This is a genomic window from Leifsonia sp. 10L418 (assembly GCF_056395445.1).
The window spans coordinates 256,793-271,819 of sequence record NZ_JBFTJN010000006.1 but is presented as its reverse complement, the minus strand read 5'-3'; the positions used below and the strand labels follow the sequence as shown (position 1 = coordinate 271,819).

Sequence of the window (15,027 nt, the reverse complement as noted above, 5' to 3'; positions counted from 1 at the left end):
GCTGACTGAGACAAGGCTGATGACGATGGGCCACGACAACAGCTGAGACCGAGGCTCAGCCGCTGACGTAGGAGTTGATTGTGGTGGCGAGATTTGCGCTCACGGAAGGCAGCCCACCGAGAATCACGATCCGCTGCGGCTTCAACCGCGTCATCTCGGCCTGGATCTCCGGCGGGATGCTGTCCGTGGTGACCAGCAGGACCGGAGCACCGGCCTTGCCCGCCACCGGCGCACCGGACAACGCATCGGGGAAGTTCATTCCATTCGCGAGGTAAAGCACCGGAACACCCGGCGCGAAGTTCGCCGCAGAAATCGCAGCCGACGTCGCAAACCGATTCGCACCCGACCAACGCACCACTGAACCGGCAGTGAATGAGGAGACAGCGGCAGCATTGCTTGCGCTCACGGAAGGCAGCCCACCGAGAATCACGATCCGCTGCGGCTTCAACCGCGTCATCTCTGCCTGGATCTCCGGCGGGATGCTGTCCGTGGTGACCAGCAGGACCGGAGCACCGGCCTTGCCCGCCACCGGCGCACCGGACAACGCATCGGGGAAGTTCATTCCATTCGCGAGGTAAAGCACCGGAACACCCGGCTCGAAGTTCGCCGCAGAAATCGCAGCCGACGTCGCAAACCGATTCGCACCCGACAACCGTGTGACGCTTGGGGCTGCCGCAAGCTTGATTGTCACATTCGCTGTGCCGCCGATACTGTTCACCGATACTTTCACACCGCCCGACCGGGTCGAGAGCGACTCCCCAGCGAGCAGATAGAGCTTGCTTCCGGTGCTCGGACTCTTCTTCGGACTATTCAGCACGATCGAGGCTCCAGATGCCCGGAGGGTCAAGACACGCACCCCGATCGCTGCCCCGGAGGAGGACAGCTGCCCGGTTTCATACAGGGAGCCGGCATCCGTTCCTCCGCCGCCCCGAAAGTCCACATAGTAGAGCTGCCCGGTGCGCGGATCGGTGACGGCAATGTCGCGCAGCCCCGCGTTCTGACCGACGGATACCAGGGTGAACGACTGCACGGCCGTTGTCTGCCCGGCGGGTAGGGACATCGTCGTCATCTCCCCCGCCGACATGGCGGCCAGGCGCACCTTGTGGGTCACGTTGAGTGCCGTCGGACGAAGGTTGCCCACTGACCAGGTGATGCCCATGACGTCGAAGTAGTCGCCGTAGGAGAAGTCGGCGCATCCATCTGAAAACCCGGTGTTACTGCTCGAATCGGCCAGCCCCTCGCTCATCGTGGCTGTCGGGCACTGGTGCGAGTTCGAGTGGTTGAGTCCGAGATTGTGTCCGAATTCATGGGTCACGGTTTCGACATCGCCGCCGCCCTTCAGCGACACCCACATGACACCGCCGTAGTTGGCGCTGACCGAGACGCCGTTGGTACCGACGCTCCCCAGGCCGGAGGCCTGGCACGAGCTCGGCACGAAGACCAGCAGGTGCATCGATGCCGGACTTGAGTAGAAATACCTGTCCGAGTGGCCGAATTTCGCTGCAGCTTCCCCCCAGCTCCCCACCGGGTCTGAACAGGGGAATGCGCTGGTATAGCGCTGAACTGAGCCGTCGAGCTGCACCGACTGCACCTGGTTGTTCGACTGTGTCTTCCACGAGGCACCGACCTTGGCCAGCATGTCGGTGATCGCCGCATCCGTGATGAAGTCGGTGCCCGACAAGGTGCCGCTCGGCTGCACGACCGCAACGTTCACCCGATGATCCGACGGCGCACTCGCGGCGAGCACTGTGTCATCGCCCGCATTCTGCCGCTCAGCGCGGAGAAGATCGGTCGCATCGGCGTCATCGTAGCCATTGACCATGTCGTCGCCGTTCCAACGCGTCGTCGGCGCGTCAACCGGAGCATTCGGAGCAACTGGAGCAGCGAGGGCGGGTCCGGCCTGAATCATCCCCAGCACAAGCGCGCCGATCAGAAGGATGCTGCCGCGGCGCAGCGCCGCATTCATTCGGGTCATTGCTGGCCTCTCGGTTCAGTCGGCGACGAACGCTGACGGAGCTCGGCGCGAAACAGGCAAGACGCTGCTTCGTTCGAACCATCGGCACGAACGGCTCGAATGTCAGAGGAATGGGCGGTGTGCTCGGCTGAACCGACCGTCAGCAGCCCCTCAGGAGGGCGCCCGGTAGACTGGCAACGCCACTTTTACGTCTACAGACAGGTTACGAACACCTATGAAGATCCTCGTTACCGGCGGTGCCGGGTTCATCGGCTCGAACTTTGTTCGCCGCACACTCGAAGACGCCTACCCGGGCCTCGAAGGAGCAGACGTTGTCGTTCTCGACGCGCTGACCTACTCAGGCAACCTCGCGAACCTGGCCTCCGTTGCCGACTCGCCGCGCTACACCTTCGTGAAGGGCGACATCCGCGACGGCGCCCTGCTTGACACCCTGTTCCCCGACGTCGACGCCGTCGTTCACTTCGCCGCTGAGTCGCACGTCGACCGTTCAGTGCGCGATGCCTCAATCTTCGTCGAGACCAACGTGCTCGGCACCCAGCAGCTGCTCGATGCCGCTCTGCGCAACGACCTCAAGCGTTTCGTGCACGTCTCCACCGACGAGGTCTACGGCTCGATCGCCGAAGGCTCGTGGGATGAAGAGCGCCCGCTCGAGCCCAACTCGCCCTACTCGGCGTCGAAGGCCGGTAGCGACCTGCTCGCCCGCAGCTACCACCGCACCCACGGCCTCAACGTCTCGATCACGCGCTGCTCGAACAACTACGGAACCTTCCACTTCCCGGAGAAGGTCATCCCGCTGTTCGTCACGAACCTCATCGACGACAAGCACGTTCCTCTCTACGGCGAGGGAAACAACATCCGTGACTGGCTGCACGTTGACGACCACACCCGCGGCATCGCCATGGTGCTCGTCGGCGGTCGCGCCGGTGAGATCTACAACATCGGTGGTGGCACAGAGCTCACCAACAAGGAGCTCACCCAGATGCTGCTCGACTCGACCGGCAAGGACTGGTCGTACGTCGACCGCGTCGCCGACCGTCTCGGCCACGACCTGCGCTACTCGGTCGACATCAGCAAGATCCGTGCCGAGCTCGGCTACGAGCCGCAGGTTCCCTTCGAGCAGGGTCTGGCCGACGTCGTGCAGTGGTACCGCGACAACCGCGAGTGGTGGGAGCCGCTCAAGGCCCGTGCGGCGCTGAGCTAAGCATGACCCGTTACCTGATTGCCGGCGCTGCCGGAATGCTCGGCCGAGACTTGCAGAGCGCCCTCGCCGGGCGCGAGGTCACGGCTCTCGGCCGGGCCAATCTTGATGTCACCGACCTCTCGGCGGTGACGGATGCCGCGGCCGGCCACGATGTGATCATCAACGCATCGGCCTACACCAAGGTCGATGACGCTGAGTCGCACGAAGACGCCGCCTATGCGGTGAATGCTGTGGGGGCCCGGAACCTCGCTGTGGCGGCATCCGTCCAGCAGGCCCGCCTCGTGCAGGTTTCAACCGACTACGTCTTCAACGGCAGCGCCACGCAGCCATACGCGGAGAACACCCCGCGCGACCCCATTTCGGCATACGGCCGCACGAAGGGTGCCGGTGAGGAGTTCGTGCTCGCCGAGAACCCCGCCCGTAGCTTCATCGTGCGCACCGCCTGGCTCTACGGCGCCCACGGCCCGAACTTCGCCACCACCATGCTGCGCCTGGCCGGCTCCCACGAGACGGTCAGCGTTGTCAACGACCAGCTCGGTCAGCCGACCTGGACCGCCGACCTGGCCGACCAGATTGTGGCGTTGCTCGACAGCGACGCTCCGGCCGGGATCTACCACGGCACCAACTCCGGCGTGGCGAGCTGGTACGACTTCGCGCGCGCCGTCTTCGCGGCGGCCGGGCTCGACCCCGAGCGCGTGAAGCCGACCGACAGCTCGCAGTTCGTGCGCCCGGCGCCGCGCCCGTCATACTCGGTGCTTGGTCACGACGCCTGGAAACTGGCCGGCCTTGAGCCGATGCGCGACTGGAAGGCCGCACTCGAAGCTGCTGCGCTACAGGGAGTCTTAGGAGAAGTATGACCACGCTACGGGTCGTCGTCGACCAGCTGATTGCACCGGTGCCCGGCAGTATCGGACGTTACACCGAGCAGCTCACGCAGGCACTGATCACGGCGGCCCCTGCGGGCTGCGAGGTCGAAGGCATTGTCTCGTCGTCGACCCCGGCGGAGTACTCCCTCATCGAGGAGCGGCTTCCCGGCCTCGCCGGCCTGTATAAGACGACCCTCGGTCGCCGCGAACTGGCTGCCGCCTGGCAACTCGGAATCACCTCCTCCCCCGGCCCGGGAATGATCCATTCCCCGAGCCTGCTGGCCCCGCTCCGCCGCCACGATCGGGTGAACGGCGGCACGCAGGTCGCCGTGACGGTGCATGACACCCTTGCGCTATCGCATCCGGAAGCCTTCACCACGGCGACAGTCGCGTGGTCGAAAGGCATGCTGAAACGCGCCCGCAAGCACGCGGATGCCGTCGTCGTTCCGAGCCACGCGGTGGCCGCAGAGCTCGCCGAGATCGTCGATCTCGGCGATCGGGTGCGTGTGATCGGCCCGGCGCTCAGCCGCACCTTTCATCTGCCCGGCGCGGAGCTCGCGCGGAGCTTCGCCGACGAGCTGATCGCCGAGCGCCTGGCCGCACTCGACCTACCGGCCGAGTACATCCTCACCGCCGGCACCCTCGAGCCCCGCAAAGCCGTCACGGCGCTGATCGCGGCGCTCGGTCGCCCCGGAGCCCCCGATCTTCCCCTCCTCGTGCTCGGTCCCGATAGCTGGGGCGAGCTCGATCTGGCCGCCGTCGCCGACGAAGCCGGACTGCCCGCCGGACGGGTGAGGGCCATTTCGGGCCTCTCCGACGAGAATGTGGCGTTGATCATGTCGCGCGCCGCCGTCTTCGTGGCGCCGAGCCTGGCCGAGGGATTCGGCCTCCAAATCATCCAGGCATTCAAAATKGGCACCCCGGTGATCCATTCGGATGCGCCGGCACTCGTCGAGACTGCCGGCGACGCCGGCTTCGTGGTCGAGCGCAACGACGCCGACGGCTACCCGGAGCGATTGGCGGCCGCTCTCGACCGCGTGCTCGGCGACCGGGAGCTGGCCGACCGGCTACGCGTCTTCGGCAGCGACCGCGCGAAGGCGTTCAGCTGGCGGGACTCTGCCGAGCGCGTCTGGCAGCTGCACGCCGACCTGTAGGCTCCGCCGGTGATCGAGCTTGTCGAGATCTGGTGACCGGATCTTGAGATCGGCTCGCGAGGTTTCGAGACGCTCGCTGGCGCTCGCTCCTCAACCACCGAGTGATTCGCCGGCCTGAGCGGCGTCGAGAAACCTCGGGATCAACGGGTCGGTGCTGTCGCGAAGCCAGGCAACTCCAATGCTCCAGCGGGCAGAAGCGAGCTTGACCGGCGCGAGCCTCACCCCATCGGGAACAATCGCCGACATGCTCGCCGGAACGAGCGCTGCGCCGACCCCGGCAGCAACAAGCGCCAACACCGTGAGCAGATCGGAGGTCTCCTGCAGGACCGCGGGCCGGCATCCCAGATCCGTGGACAGGTCGTCGATCTGAGTCGCGAGACCCGGGCCGCACGCGGGAACGAGACGGATGAGCGGGCGCGCGTCGAGCCAGCCGCGCACGGACTCGCGGTCAAGCCCCGGATTCCCCTCGCCGCGGGGTAGCGCGATGGCAAGTTGATCGCCGCTGATCACTCGCGTTGCGATATCAGCGGGAACAGGATGCCGGATGAACCCGACGCTCAGCCGTCGCTCCCGGAGAGCGGAGACCTGCGCCGACGAAGACATGTCCTCGAGCGTGACGTCAATCGACGGATGTGCGGCTCGAAATGCGGCAACCGCCCTCGGCGCGATGTTCATCGATGACATACCGAACCCCACGCTCAGCAGGCCGGCACGTCCCCCGCCCACGCGTTCCATGCGCTGTTCCAAGGCGTCTGCCCGACGCACGAGATCGATCGCGTCGGCCAGCACCGTCTGCCCGGCCGCGGTGAGCACCGCGCCCTGACGGCCGCGGTGAAACAGCACGGTACCGGTCTCCCGCTCAAGCGTTTGGATTTGTTTGGTCAGCGCCGGCTGCGTGGTCGACAGCGATTCTGCCGCCCGGCCGAAGTGGCCCAGATTGGCGACGGCGACGAAGGCTTGTAATCGTCGAATGTCCATTCCCGAACCCTATCAACGCTGCGCCAACCATTCCTTCCCGTCATCGTTAGCGTCGGTGAGGCAGATCGCGGATCGATGCCGGGGTGGAATCGAAACTCAACTAGGACTCATTGGACAGTGGGTCGGGTCACAGCGACGCTTGAAGGAGCCCGCACCCCAAGGAGAACCAGTGCCCCACCAACCATCAGCCTTCCGTGCCTCCGTCGTGCAGTTCGAAGCAGTGCCCGACCAGGCCGACACGAACCTCGCGACCATCCGCCGACTGGCGCGTGACGCCGTCGCCGATGGTGCGCAACTCGTCGTGTTCCCAGAAATGTGCCTGATCGGTTACTGGCATCTGCGGAACCTGACTCCCGAACGTCTGCACGAGCTGGCCGAGCCCGAGGGCGGATCGCACGTCAGCTCGGTGCGAGAACTCGCCCGCGAACTCGGCGCCGGCATCGGCATCGGCTATCTCGAGCGGGGCGACGACGCCCTGCTCTACAACTCCTACTCGGTCTGCCTCCCGGATGGCGCCCTGCACACCCACCGCAAGCTCCACGCGTTCGAGCATGAGGCGATCAGGAGCGGCGCACAGTTCACCGTCTTCGACACCCCGTGGGGCGTGCGGCTGGGCATCCTCATCTGTTGGGACAACAATCTTGTCGAGAACGTGCGGGCTACGGCGCTGCTCGGCGCGACCGTGCTCGTCGCGCCCCACCAGACCGGCGGTACCAACTCGCAAAGCCCGCGCGGTATGAAACCGATCCCGGCCACGCTCTGGGATAACCGCATGACCGATCCCGCGGCGATCAAGGCGGCATTCCGCGGGCCGCACGGTCGCGAGTGGCTGCTGCGCTGGCTGCCCGCACGTGCCCACGACAACGGGCTTTTCGTCCTCTTCAGCAACGGCGTCGGCCGGGATGACGACGAAATCCGCACGGGCAACGCCATGATCATCGATCCCTACGGTGCCATCATCGCCGAGACCTGGGTGGCCGACGAAGCAATCGTGACCGCCGACCTCGACCTGGGGCTCATCCCCACCTCGACCGGCCGACGCTGGATCCGGGGGCGCCGCCCCGAGCTCTACGCGATTCTCACCGAGCGGCAAGGAAACGAACTCGACCCCCGGGCCGCCCGCTTCTCGCCCCTCCCGGTCGACGTTCGGGGGTAAAACGGGCAGGATCGGTGCGTCTGAGGATCGGCTCGCGAGGTTTCGAGACGCGGCCGACTCCGTCGGGCGCTCCTCAACCACCGAGGTTCGCTACGGCGCCGGAGACTCCGTCGGAGGCGGGGTCAGCGCCGTATCGATCATCTGAAGAATCTGATCGAAGTCCGGGTCGGTCGGATCAATGTCGTTGTCCGGCGTCAGATTCACCGCATTGATCGGCAACGTCTTCGTCTTCGATGCCAGGTTCACGAAGTAACCGAGCATTCCCTGCGGGATGTCGGTCTTCACGACCTGGGTACCGGCCTTGGCCACCGCCTCGAACTTGGAGATCACATTCGCCGGATTGGCCTGCGCCAGAATCGCTTCTTGCAACTGGTGCTGTCGGTTCATCCGGTCATAGTCGCTGGTGCCGTGGCGCGAGCGAGCGAACCAGAGCGCGTGGTAGCCATCCATGTGTTGCATGCCCGGCTCGAACCAGAATGCGACATCGGTGAAGGTGTCGTCGCTGTGTACCGGCACGCGGGACTGGACATCGATGTCGACACCGCCGAGGGCATCGATCAGGTCGGAGAAGCCCTGCATATCGATCAACACGAAGTACTGAATGGTAAGACCGGTGATGCCCTGAGCAGCGTCACGCATGCCTTCGATGCCCGGTTCACTGCCCTGCGATTCCGCATCCGGGTACATTTCCGGACTCTTCACCTCGACCTCGGTGTAAACCGAGTTGAGCTGGCAGACGTCGACCTCGCAACCGTCGATCGCCCCGTACCCCTCAGGGTAGAGATCGGCCAACGGACCCGCCGAGAAGGGGAAGGACTCCAGGTCGCGCGGCAGCCCGATCATCGTGGCTTGCCCGGTCTCAGCGTCGATACTGACCACGGAAATGCTGTCCGGACGCAGGCCGTCGCGGTCGGGCCCGGCGTCGCCGCCGAGCAGCAGAATGTTGTAGCGGCCGTCGACCGGTGGCTCCGTCGGGCCGGCCACGAAGACCGACGACAGGAATCCGCTGGCCGTGGTGGCGACGTACGCGCCGTACGCCGCAGTCCCGCTGACCAGAATCATCATCACGGCCGCACAGCCCGCGATGAAGGGGCGAGCGCTCGGAGCGGCCTTGACCAGCCTCACCAGGCGGATCGTGTCGAGAGTCAGGATCACCCAGATCACCGCGTAGAAACCTAGGACCGCGGCCGCGGCCCAGAGGCCGAAGGTCGAGGTGAAGATCGTGAGGACGGCGGCCGGCCAGAGCAGATAGGCGACGCCGAGCAGCAGGGCGAGGGTCCAGAGTGTGAGGGTCGCGCCGAGGCCGAATCGGCCGAGGCGCCGATTTCCGGCCAGTACCTGGGCGGATCCGGGCACCACAAAGTTCAACACGACCAGCCACCAGCCACGCTTGGTCATGACCGTCGTGGAGCCGAGTTCTGGGTAGCGAATGGGGCTCTTCACACTGCTCATAGCTTTGATCGGAGATCCCGGCTCTTCTGTTCGACCTGTGCCGCAAGCTCGAGCGCATACTCATCGAGTTTGACGCGCAGCGCATCGTCGGCGGTGGCCAGCACCTTGATGGCAATCAAACCGGCATTCTTCGCGCCGCCGATCGACACCGTTGCGACGGGAACCCCGGCCGGCATCTGCACGATCGACAGCAGTGAGTCCAGGCCATCGAGGCGGCTGAGCGGCACCGGTACACCGACGACCGGCAGGGTGGTGACCGCGGCGAGCATGCCGGGCAGGTGGGCTGCGCCGCCGGCCCCGGCGATGATGACCTTGAGACCGCGCTCGCGAGCGGATGCCCCGTAGTCGATCATTTTCTGCGGAGTGCGGTGCGCAGACACCACGTCGACCTCGCAGGGCACGCCGAAGTCGCGCAATACCTGAACCGCGTCGCTCATGACGTTCCAGTCGGAGTCGGAACCCATGACGACGCCGACGAGCGCCGCCGGCGAGGCGGCGGAGTCGCCGGACGGCGCATCCGTCGTCGCAGGGGCGACTGGCGCGGGGGTTGCTGGCGCTGGGGTCAGGGGCGTCGGGTTCACTGGCACGCAGTCGATCTTATGGGTTCAGTCCTGAAAAAATGCCGCAGTGGCACGCGCCTGATACGCGACGTCGTCAAGATCATCGCCTCCGGCCGTGACATGACCGACCTTGCGGCCGGGCCGGGGGTCTTTGCCGTAGTTGTGCACCTTGACGCTGGGGTAGGCCTCCAGGGCAGTCGGGTAGCGGTCCATGAGCGACCCCTCCGCCGGCCCGCCCAGGATGTTGACCATGACAGACCAGGTGTCGCGCGCCGCAGTGCCGCCGAGCGGTAGGTCGAGCACCGCGCGCAAGTGCTGCTCGAACTGACCGGTGGTCGAGCCATCCATCGACCAGTGCCCGCTGTTGTGCGGTCGCATGGCCAATTCGTTGATCAGAAGGCGCTCGTCGACCGTCTCGAACAGTTCGACAGCCATCACTCCGGTGACTCCGATGCCCTCGGCCACCGCGAGCGCGATGCTCTCGGCGACGTCGGCGATTCGGCCAGACGAGTGAGGCGCCGGTGCGATGACCTCGGCGCAGACGCCATCGCGCTGCACCGTTTCGACAACCGGCCAGGAAACGATCTCGCCGGAGGGACGGCGGGCAACAAGCTGCGCCAGTTCCCGCTTGAACTCCACGAGCTCCTCAACCAGCAGGGCGCCGCCGTTGGCGTCTTCGGCGAGCGCCAGAAACCAGTCGTCAGCCTCATGTGCGTGGCGCACAACGCGCACACCCTTGCCGTCGTATCCGCCCCTGGCCGTCTTGACGACAGCACGGCCGCCATGATCGGCCAAGAACGCGGCCAGCTGATCGGAGTTCTCGACGCGCGCCCAATCGGGCACCGGGAGTCCGAGTTCAGTGAGCTTTGCGCGCATCAGCAGCTTGTCTTGGGCGTAGAGCAGGGCGTCGGGGCCGGGATGCACGGCGATGCCGCGACTGACCAGCTCACGCAGGATCTCCTGTGGCACGTGCTCGTGGTCGAAGGTGATCACATCGACGGTCTCGGCGAAGGCGAGCACCACCTCGAGGTCTCTGTAGTCGCCCACCCCAGAGGCCGCGAGCCCAGCCGACATACCGTCGCTCTCCGCGAGCACCCGAATCTCGATGCCGAGATTGACTGCCGCGGGAATCATCATCCGGGCCAGCTGGCCCCCACCAATGACACCAACAATGGTCGTCATGTTTCCACCAATTTCTGTGCGAGCTTTCAGAGGGCCGTCGGTCTGCGTTCAGGCAGGCGTCTCGGGAGCGTCGTAGACTGCCCAGCGCGCAGTCTCTTTTAGCACCTCTATCTTCCCCCACTGTTGTTGCAATGCTGAACCGGCCGGACCCCTGATATGTCTTCTCTCTCGTGGAACCGCTCCCGATTTCTCGCCCTCGGCGTACAGATCGGAAAGTTCGGTGCAGTCGGACTCCTCGGCTTCGTCGTCGACATCGCCGTGTTCAACCTGCTGCGCACCACGATCTTCGACCCCAGCAACGTGCATGCCGGCCCGATGTACGCGAAGATCGTCTCGACGGTGCTCGCGATCCTGGTCAACTGGATCGGCAACCGGTATTGGACGTTCAGTAAGAATCGCCAGTCGCAGACGCTGCGCGAGGGCCTCGAGTTCTTCGCGGTCAGCATCGCCGGTATGGGCATCGGCCTGGCCTGCCTCTGGATCTCGCACTACATGCTCGGCTACACCAGCCTGCTCGCCGACAACATCTCCTCGAACGTGATCGGCCTGTTCCTCGGCGCGGTCTTCCGCTTTGCGCTCTATCGGTACTGGGTCTTCGCCCCTGGCCGTTCCGGCGGTGCAGAAGCGCCGCCCGCGACCGCGACGGTAACGCCTCGCGCCGGCACGGCGACGTCGTCGCTCCGCGGAAACGCCCCATCGGTGTCCCGCTCGGTCGACTTCAGCGACTGAGTCGACGTCAGCGACTGATCAGCCGAGAACCGGGCCGGAGCCGGCGGCGTCCGTCGCCTCACCCGGAGCCTGAGCCTCTTCGATCAGGTCATGCAGCGTCTGCTGCACCAGGGACACGCTGGGTACGTCGGCCAAGACGATGGGCCGGCCCTGGCCGGTGTCGATGAGCACATCACCCGATCGTGACAGCGTCTGCAACCATCCGGTGCGCACCGTGACGTGGTAGCCGCGGCTGTGCAGAATCTCTTGTCTGACCCGCACGAAGAATCCCCGGCGCAGGATGACGCGGCGCGTCGTGATCGTGTAGCGCGTGGTCAGCCAGAAGAGGAACGGCAGAAAACAGCCGAAAAAGACGATCAGGCCCATCCCGACGAGTAGCGCCACGTTCTGCCACGGCTCGGGGAAGGCGCCGGCGAAGTACCCCGTCGCACCGCAGACGACCAGCAGCAGAACGACCGGCCAGAACAGCCGGCGGGCACGCGGATGAAGTCGGGCGACGACTCGCTCGGCCGAGACGGCTGCCGGTTGCCCGGACGCGTCAGCGGTGCGCTTCGTCATATCTCCATCACAGTCATGTCCTATTAATACCGCAGGTGAGTCACATCGCCGGCCGCGACGAATCGGGCTTCGCCGGTCGCCTGGTCGATGACCACGAGGCGGCCCTGCTGGTCGAGGCTCGTCGCGACGCCGAGCAGGTCTTCGCCGCCGGGCAGCTCAACCCGCACCTGGCTGCCGAGCGTGCCACAGAGTTCGGTGACGGCGGCCAGGGACCCGCTCGCCACGGCGTCGCCGCCGCTGGCGATGAACGCGTCGGTCAGCGCGCGGAGTTCGCGAAGATACCGCACGAGAACATCATCGGGGTCGACCGGGCCGTTGGTGGCCAACAGCAGCGAGGTCGAAGTCACGGTCGGCAGGTCGTGCTCGTCGAGCGAAACGTTGATGCCGGCCCCAATGACCAGGCCGCGGCCGTCGGAGAGCAACTCGCAGAGGATGCCCGACACCTTGTAGCCGTCGATCAACACGTCGTTCGGCCACTTGAGTGACACGTCGTGGCCGGGGTTCTCTTCTTCGCGCAACGGGGCCTCGCTCGGTGCTCCCGCACGCGAGGTACCTGCCGCCCCCGTCGTGCCGCGCGTCTGAAGGGCGTCTTCGACGATTGAGCGAGCCGCCCGCGTCATCGCGGCCCCGGCCAGCAGCGGAAACCAGCCGTAGGCGTTGGGGGTGAGCCCGGTGGGGCGCAGCAACACTGAGATGGCCAGCGACTTGCCGCTCGGGGCTTGCCAGACACGGCCGAGTCGGCCGCGACCGCTGGTCTGGTTGTCGGTGACGATGACCGAGAAATCGGGCCACGCCGCGGCATCCAAACCGGTGGCGTGACTGACCAGGACATCGTTGGTCGAGCCGGCCTCGGCCAGGTGGTCGAACCGTGTCGCGGCCTGACGGCTCTGCGAGAACTCCATGCGCACTACTTTCTCTGCCCCGTGGCTCACCGTGTGGGTAACTCAGGAAATTCTCTCGAATCACTCCCGATATGGCCTAATTCTCGCCGTGTCTGACGAAATCTTCTGAGTTAGCCACACCCGCAGGGGGAAACGACCAGCGTTCAGGGCCAGATTTGTAGAGAATCGTCAACGGTTCGCGCAGTCTCCTGGCCGGTAGAGTGAAACGCGTGACTGTGAAAACGCCTGCGGAAGCCCCCGATATGTACACGACGGCCGGAAAGCTGGCCGATCTGAAGGCCCGCTACCACGAGGCCGTCACCGCCAGTGGTGAAGCAGCCATCGAGAAGCAGCACGCCAAGGGCAAGATGACCGCCCGCGAGCGCATCGCTCTGCTGCTCGACCCCGGTTCGTTCGTCGAGCTCGACGAGTTCGTGCGTCACCGCACCCACGCGTTCGGCATGGAGAAGAAGCGTCCGTTCGGCGACGCGGTGGTCACCGGAACCGGCACCATCCATGGCCGCCAGGTGGCCGTCTACTCCCAGGACTTCACCATCTTCGGCGGCTCGCTCGGCGAGGTCGCCGGCGAGAAGATCATCAAGGTGATGGACCTCGCCTTGAAGACCGGTGTTCCGATCATCGGCATCCTCGACTCGGGCGGAGCCCGCATCCAGGAAGGCGTCGTCGCGCTCGGCAAGTACGGCGAGATCTTCCGTCGCAACACCGCGGCCTCCGGCGTGATTCCGCAGATCTCGATCATCTGCGGCCCGGCCGCCGGCGGCGCGGTCTACTCCCCCGCCCTGACCGACTTCGTGATCATGGTCGACAAGACCAGCCAGATGTTCGTCACCGGCCCCGACGTGATCAAGACCGTCACCGGTGAAGACGTGGGCATGGAAGAGCTTGGCGGCGCCCTCACCCACAACACGATCTCCGGCGTCTCGCACTACCTGGCCAGCGATGAGCCGGATGCGCTCGACTACGCGCGTTCGCTGCTCAGCTTTCTGCCCGACAACAACCTGGCCGAGCTGCCGGTGTTCGACAGTGAGATCGAACTCGAGACCACCGACGCCGACCGCAAACTGAACACCATCATCCCCGACTCGCCGAACCAGCCGTACGATGTGAAGACCGTCATCGAGCACATCGTCGACCACGGCGACTTTCTCGAGACGCAGCCGCTGTTCGCCCCGAACATCGTCGTCGGCTTCGCCCGGGTCGAGGGCCGCTCGGTCGGCATCGTGGCCAACCAGCCCAACTCGATGGCCGGCACTCTGAACATCGAAGCCGGCGAGAAGGCGGCCCGTTTCGTGCGTTTCTGTGACGCCTTCTCGATCCCGATCCTCACCCTCGTCGATGTTCCCGGCTACCTGCCGGGCACCGAGCAGGAATGGACCGGCGTCATCCGTCGCGGAGCGAAACTGCTCTACGCCTACGCCGAGGCGACTGTTCCCCTGATCACGGTGATCCTCCGCAAGGCCTACGGCGGCGCGTACATCGTGATGGGCTCGAAGCAGCTCGGTGCCGACATGAACTTGGCCTGGCCGACCGCCGAGATCGCCGTGATGGGCGGCCAGGGCGCCGTCAACATTCTGTATCGCGCCGAGATCAAGGCCGCGGAAGCCGCCGGCGAGGATGTCGCTGCGGTGCGCACGCGCCTCGCCAACGAATACACGTACAACGTGGCGAGCCCGTTCCTGGCCGCCGAGCGCGGCGAATTGGACGGCATCATCGAGCCCGCCACGACGCGTGTGGCTGTCACCAAGGCACTGCGGGCCCTCCGCACCAAGCGGTCGAGTCTGCCGCCCAAGAAGCACGGGAACATTCCGCTGTAGGCGGCGCCATGACTGAAACAAACGCAACAGACGAGGGCGCTTCGTCGAGGCTGACCTTCGTGACCGGGGGCCTCACCCCCACCGAGGTATCGGCGGTGTCGGCCGTTCTCGGCGGATTGCTGCAGGCGGAATCCGACAGTCTGCGTTCCACGCCGCCCACCGGGCAGAGCGCCTGGCATCGGAGCCAACGGGTTCTGCGCACGCCGCTCGGCCCAGGTGCCGGGCAATGGCGCGGTTTCTCCGGCTAGCGCCCCGATCGCAAATAGTCGACAAGACAGACAGTCGAAAGGGTCTTGACAAAGGCATTTTTCGACGGTCCCCCTAAATGACGACTGTGGTGCCGCGAGGAAGTCCGGCACCATAGTAAGTGCTCGGTGGATCTCTTCGAGATCCACCACCAATAGTTCGCCGACTAGGGTAAGCAGGCGAATTTTTGGGGGCGAGTCAGTGTGACATTCGGGTTGTCGCGTTGACTCGAAGTTCCGGAAGGGGATCGGCCA

At 65.5% G+C, this 15,027-nt stretch carries 14 protein-coding genes; 7 read left to right on the top strand and 7 right to left on the bottom strand.

Annotated features, from left to right (window positions below; translation table 11 throughout):
• Window positions 1–55: 55 nt before the first annotated feature.
• Window positions 56–1,975, bottom strand: a complete 1,920-nt coding sequence (locus AC1DCF_RS13950; RefSeq protein WP_477211526.1) for a cell wall-binding repeat-containing protein — start codon at window positions 1,973–1,975, stop codon at window positions 56–58.
• Window positions 1,976–2,189: 214 nt separating this feature from the next.
• On the opposite strand from AC1DCF_RS13950, the gene rfbB reads away from it, so the two are divergent.
• Genes rfbB through AC1DCF_RS13935 form a run of 3 tightly spaced genes read left to right on the top strand, consistent with a single transcriptional unit; the run spans window position 2,190 to window position 5,196 of the window.
• Window positions 2,190–3,176, top strand: a complete 987-nt coding sequence (gene rfbB, locus AC1DCF_RS13945; RefSeq protein WP_477211525.1) for a dTDP-glucose 4,6-dehydratase — start codon at window positions 2,190–2,192, stop codon at window positions 3,174–3,176.
• A 2-nt stretch (window positions 3,177–3,178) separates the two neighbouring features.
• On the top strand, window positions 3,179–4,033 hold the full coding sequence (rfbD, locus tag AC1DCF_RS13940) for a dTDP-4-dehydrorhamnose reductase (protein WP_477211524.1): 855 nt from the start codon (window positions 3,179–3,181) through the stop codon (window positions 4,031–4,033).
• Window positions 4,030–5,196: a glycosyltransferase family 4 protein gene (locus tag AC1DCF_RS13935; RefSeq protein ID WP_477211523.1), complete on the top strand. Its 1,167-nt coding sequence runs from the start codon at window positions 4,030–4,032 to the stop codon at window positions 5,194–5,196. Before rfbD ends, AC1DCF_RS13935 begins: the two co-directional genes overlap by 4 nt.
• Window positions 5,197–5,286: 90 nt before the next feature.
• On the opposite strand, the gene AC1DCF_RS13930 is transcribed toward AC1DCF_RS13935, so the two are convergent.
• On the bottom strand, window positions 5,287–6,174 hold the full coding sequence (locus AC1DCF_RS13930; RefSeq protein ID WP_477211522.1) for a LysR family transcriptional regulator: 888 nt from the start codon (window positions 6,172–6,174) through the stop codon (window positions 5,287–5,289).
• A 169-nt stretch (window positions 6,175–6,343) separates the two neighbouring features.
• Here AC1DCF_RS13930 and AC1DCF_RS13925 point away from each other — a divergent pair, with 169 nt between their 5' ends.
• On the top strand, window positions 6,344–7,330 hold the full coding sequence (locus tag AC1DCF_RS13925; protein WP_477211521.1) for a nitrilase family protein: 987 nt from the start codon (window positions 6,344–6,346) through the stop codon (window positions 7,328–7,330).
• 90 nt (window positions 7,331–7,420) lie between these two features.
• On the opposite strand, the gene AC1DCF_RS13920 is transcribed toward AC1DCF_RS13925, so the two are convergent.
• Genes AC1DCF_RS13920 through AC1DCF_RS13910 form a run of 3 tightly spaced genes read right to left on the bottom strand, consistent with a single transcriptional unit; the run spans window position 7,421 to window position 10,524 of the window.
• Window positions 7,421–8,782 (bottom strand): LCP family protein, encoded by a 1,362-nt coding sequence (locus tag AC1DCF_RS13920; protein WP_477211520.1) that lies wholly within the window; start codon window positions 8,780–8,782, stop codon window positions 7,421–7,423.
• Window positions 8,779–9,348, bottom strand: a complete 570-nt coding sequence (gene purE, locus AC1DCF_RS13915; protein WP_477211573.1) for a 5-(carboxyamino)imidazole ribonucleotide mutase — start codon at window positions 9,346–9,348, stop codon at window positions 8,779–8,781. The genes AC1DCF_RS13920 and purE overlap by 4 nt, the downstream gene beginning before the upstream one ends.
• 39 nt (window positions 9,349–9,387) lie before the next feature.
• Window positions 9,388–10,524 (bottom strand): 5-(carboxyamino)imidazole ribonucleotide synthase, encoded by a 1,137-nt coding sequence (locus AC1DCF_RS13910; RefSeq protein ID WP_477211519.1) that lies wholly within the window; start codon window positions 10,522–10,524, stop codon window positions 9,388–9,390.
• 156 nt (window positions 10,525–10,680) lie between these two features.
• Between AC1DCF_RS13910 and AC1DCF_RS13905 the strand changes: the two genes are divergently transcribed.
• The gene (locus AC1DCF_RS13905; RefSeq protein ID WP_477211518.1) at window positions 10,681–11,253 is read left to right on the top strand and encodes a GtrA family protein; all 573 of its coding nucleotides are present in this window, start codon (window positions 10,681–10,683) and stop codon (window positions 11,251–11,253) included.
• An 18-nt stretch (window positions 11,254–11,271) separates the two neighbouring features.
• Here the strand turns inward: AC1DCF_RS13905 and AC1DCF_RS13900 are convergent, their stop codons facing one another.
• Together AC1DCF_RS13900 and AC1DCF_RS13895 are read right to left on the bottom strand one after the other, a co-directional pair.
• Window positions 11,272–11,811 carry a PH domain-containing protein gene (locus AC1DCF_RS13900; protein ID WP_477211517.1) on the bottom strand — a complete coding sequence of 180 codons (540 nt, stop codon included), beginning with the start codon at window positions 11,809–11,811 and terminating at the stop codon, window positions 11,272–11,274.
• 23 nt (window positions 11,812–11,834) lie between these two features.
• The gene (locus AC1DCF_RS13895; RefSeq protein WP_477211516.1) at window positions 11,835–12,713 is read right to left on the bottom strand and encodes a biotin--[acetyl-CoA-carboxylase] ligase; all 879 of its coding nucleotides are present in this window, start codon (window positions 12,711–12,713) and stop codon (window positions 11,835–11,837) included.
• Window positions 12,714–12,955: 242 nt separating this feature from the next.
• Between AC1DCF_RS13895 and AC1DCF_RS13890 the strand changes: the two genes are divergently transcribed.
• Together AC1DCF_RS13890 and AC1DCF_RS13885 are read left to right on the top strand one after the other, a co-directional pair.
• Complete coding sequence (locus AC1DCF_RS13890) at window positions 12,956–14,527, top strand: acyl-CoA carboxylase subunit beta (RefSeq protein WP_477211572.1); 1,572 nt, start codon at window positions 12,956–12,958, stop codon at window positions 14,525–14,527.
• An 8-nt stretch (window positions 14,528–14,535) separates the two neighbouring features.
• Entirely contained in the window at window positions 14,536–14,775 is a 240-nt protein-coding gene (locus AC1DCF_RS13885) for an acyl-CoA carboxylase subunit epsilon (protein ID WP_477211515.1), read from the top strand.
• The last annotated feature ends 252 nt before the right edge of the window (window positions 14,776–15,027 follow it).

What these genes read in the sequence shown, in the direction of transcription:
- AC1DCF_RS13930 (WP_477211522.1), bottom strand. Translation starts at nt 6,174, where the DNA reads ATGGACATTCGACGATTACAAGCCTTCGTCGCCGTCGCCAATCTGGGC.
- AC1DCF_RS13950 (WP_477211526.1), bottom strand. Translation starts at nt 1,975, where the DNA reads ATGACCCGAATGAATGCGGCGCTGCGCCGCGGCAGCATCCTTCTGATC.
- AC1DCF_RS13920 (WP_477211520.1), bottom strand. Translation starts at nt 8,782, where the DNA reads ATGAGCAGTGTGAAGAGCCCCATTCGCTACCCAGAACTCGGCTCCACG.
- rfbB (WP_477211525.1), top strand. Translation starts at nt 2,190, where the DNA reads ATGAAGATCCTCGTTACCGGCGGTGCCGGGTTCATCGGCTCGAACTTT.
- AC1DCF_RS13890 (WP_477211572.1), top strand. Translation starts at nt 12,956, where the DNA reads ATGTACACGACGGCCGGAAAGCTGGCCGATCTGAAGGCCCGCTACCAC.
- rfbD (WP_477211524.1), top strand. Translation starts at nt 3,179, where the DNA reads ATGACCCGTTACCTGATTGCCGGCGCTGCCGGAATGCTCGGCCGAGAC.
- AC1DCF_RS13910 (WP_477211519.1), bottom strand. Translation starts at nt 10,524, where the DNA reads ATGACGACCATTGTTGGTGTCATTGGTGGGGGCCAGCTGGCCCGGATG.
- AC1DCF_RS13885 (WP_477211515.1), top strand. Translation starts at nt 14,536, where the DNA reads ATGACTGAAACAAACGCAACAGACGAGGGCGCTTCGTCGAGGCTGACC.
- AC1DCF_RS13900 (WP_477211517.1), bottom strand. Translation starts at nt 11,811, where the DNA reads ATGACGAAGCGCACCGCTGACGCGTCCGGGCAACCGGCAGCCGTCTCG.
- AC1DCF_RS13905 (WP_477211518.1), top strand. Translation starts at nt 10,681, where the DNA reads ATGTCTTCTCTCTCGTGGAACCGCTCCCGATTTCTCGCCCTCGGCGTA.
- AC1DCF_RS13895 (WP_477211516.1), bottom strand. Translation starts at nt 12,713, where the DNA reads ATGGAGTTCTCGCAGAGCCGTCAGGCCGCGACACGGTTCGACCACCTG.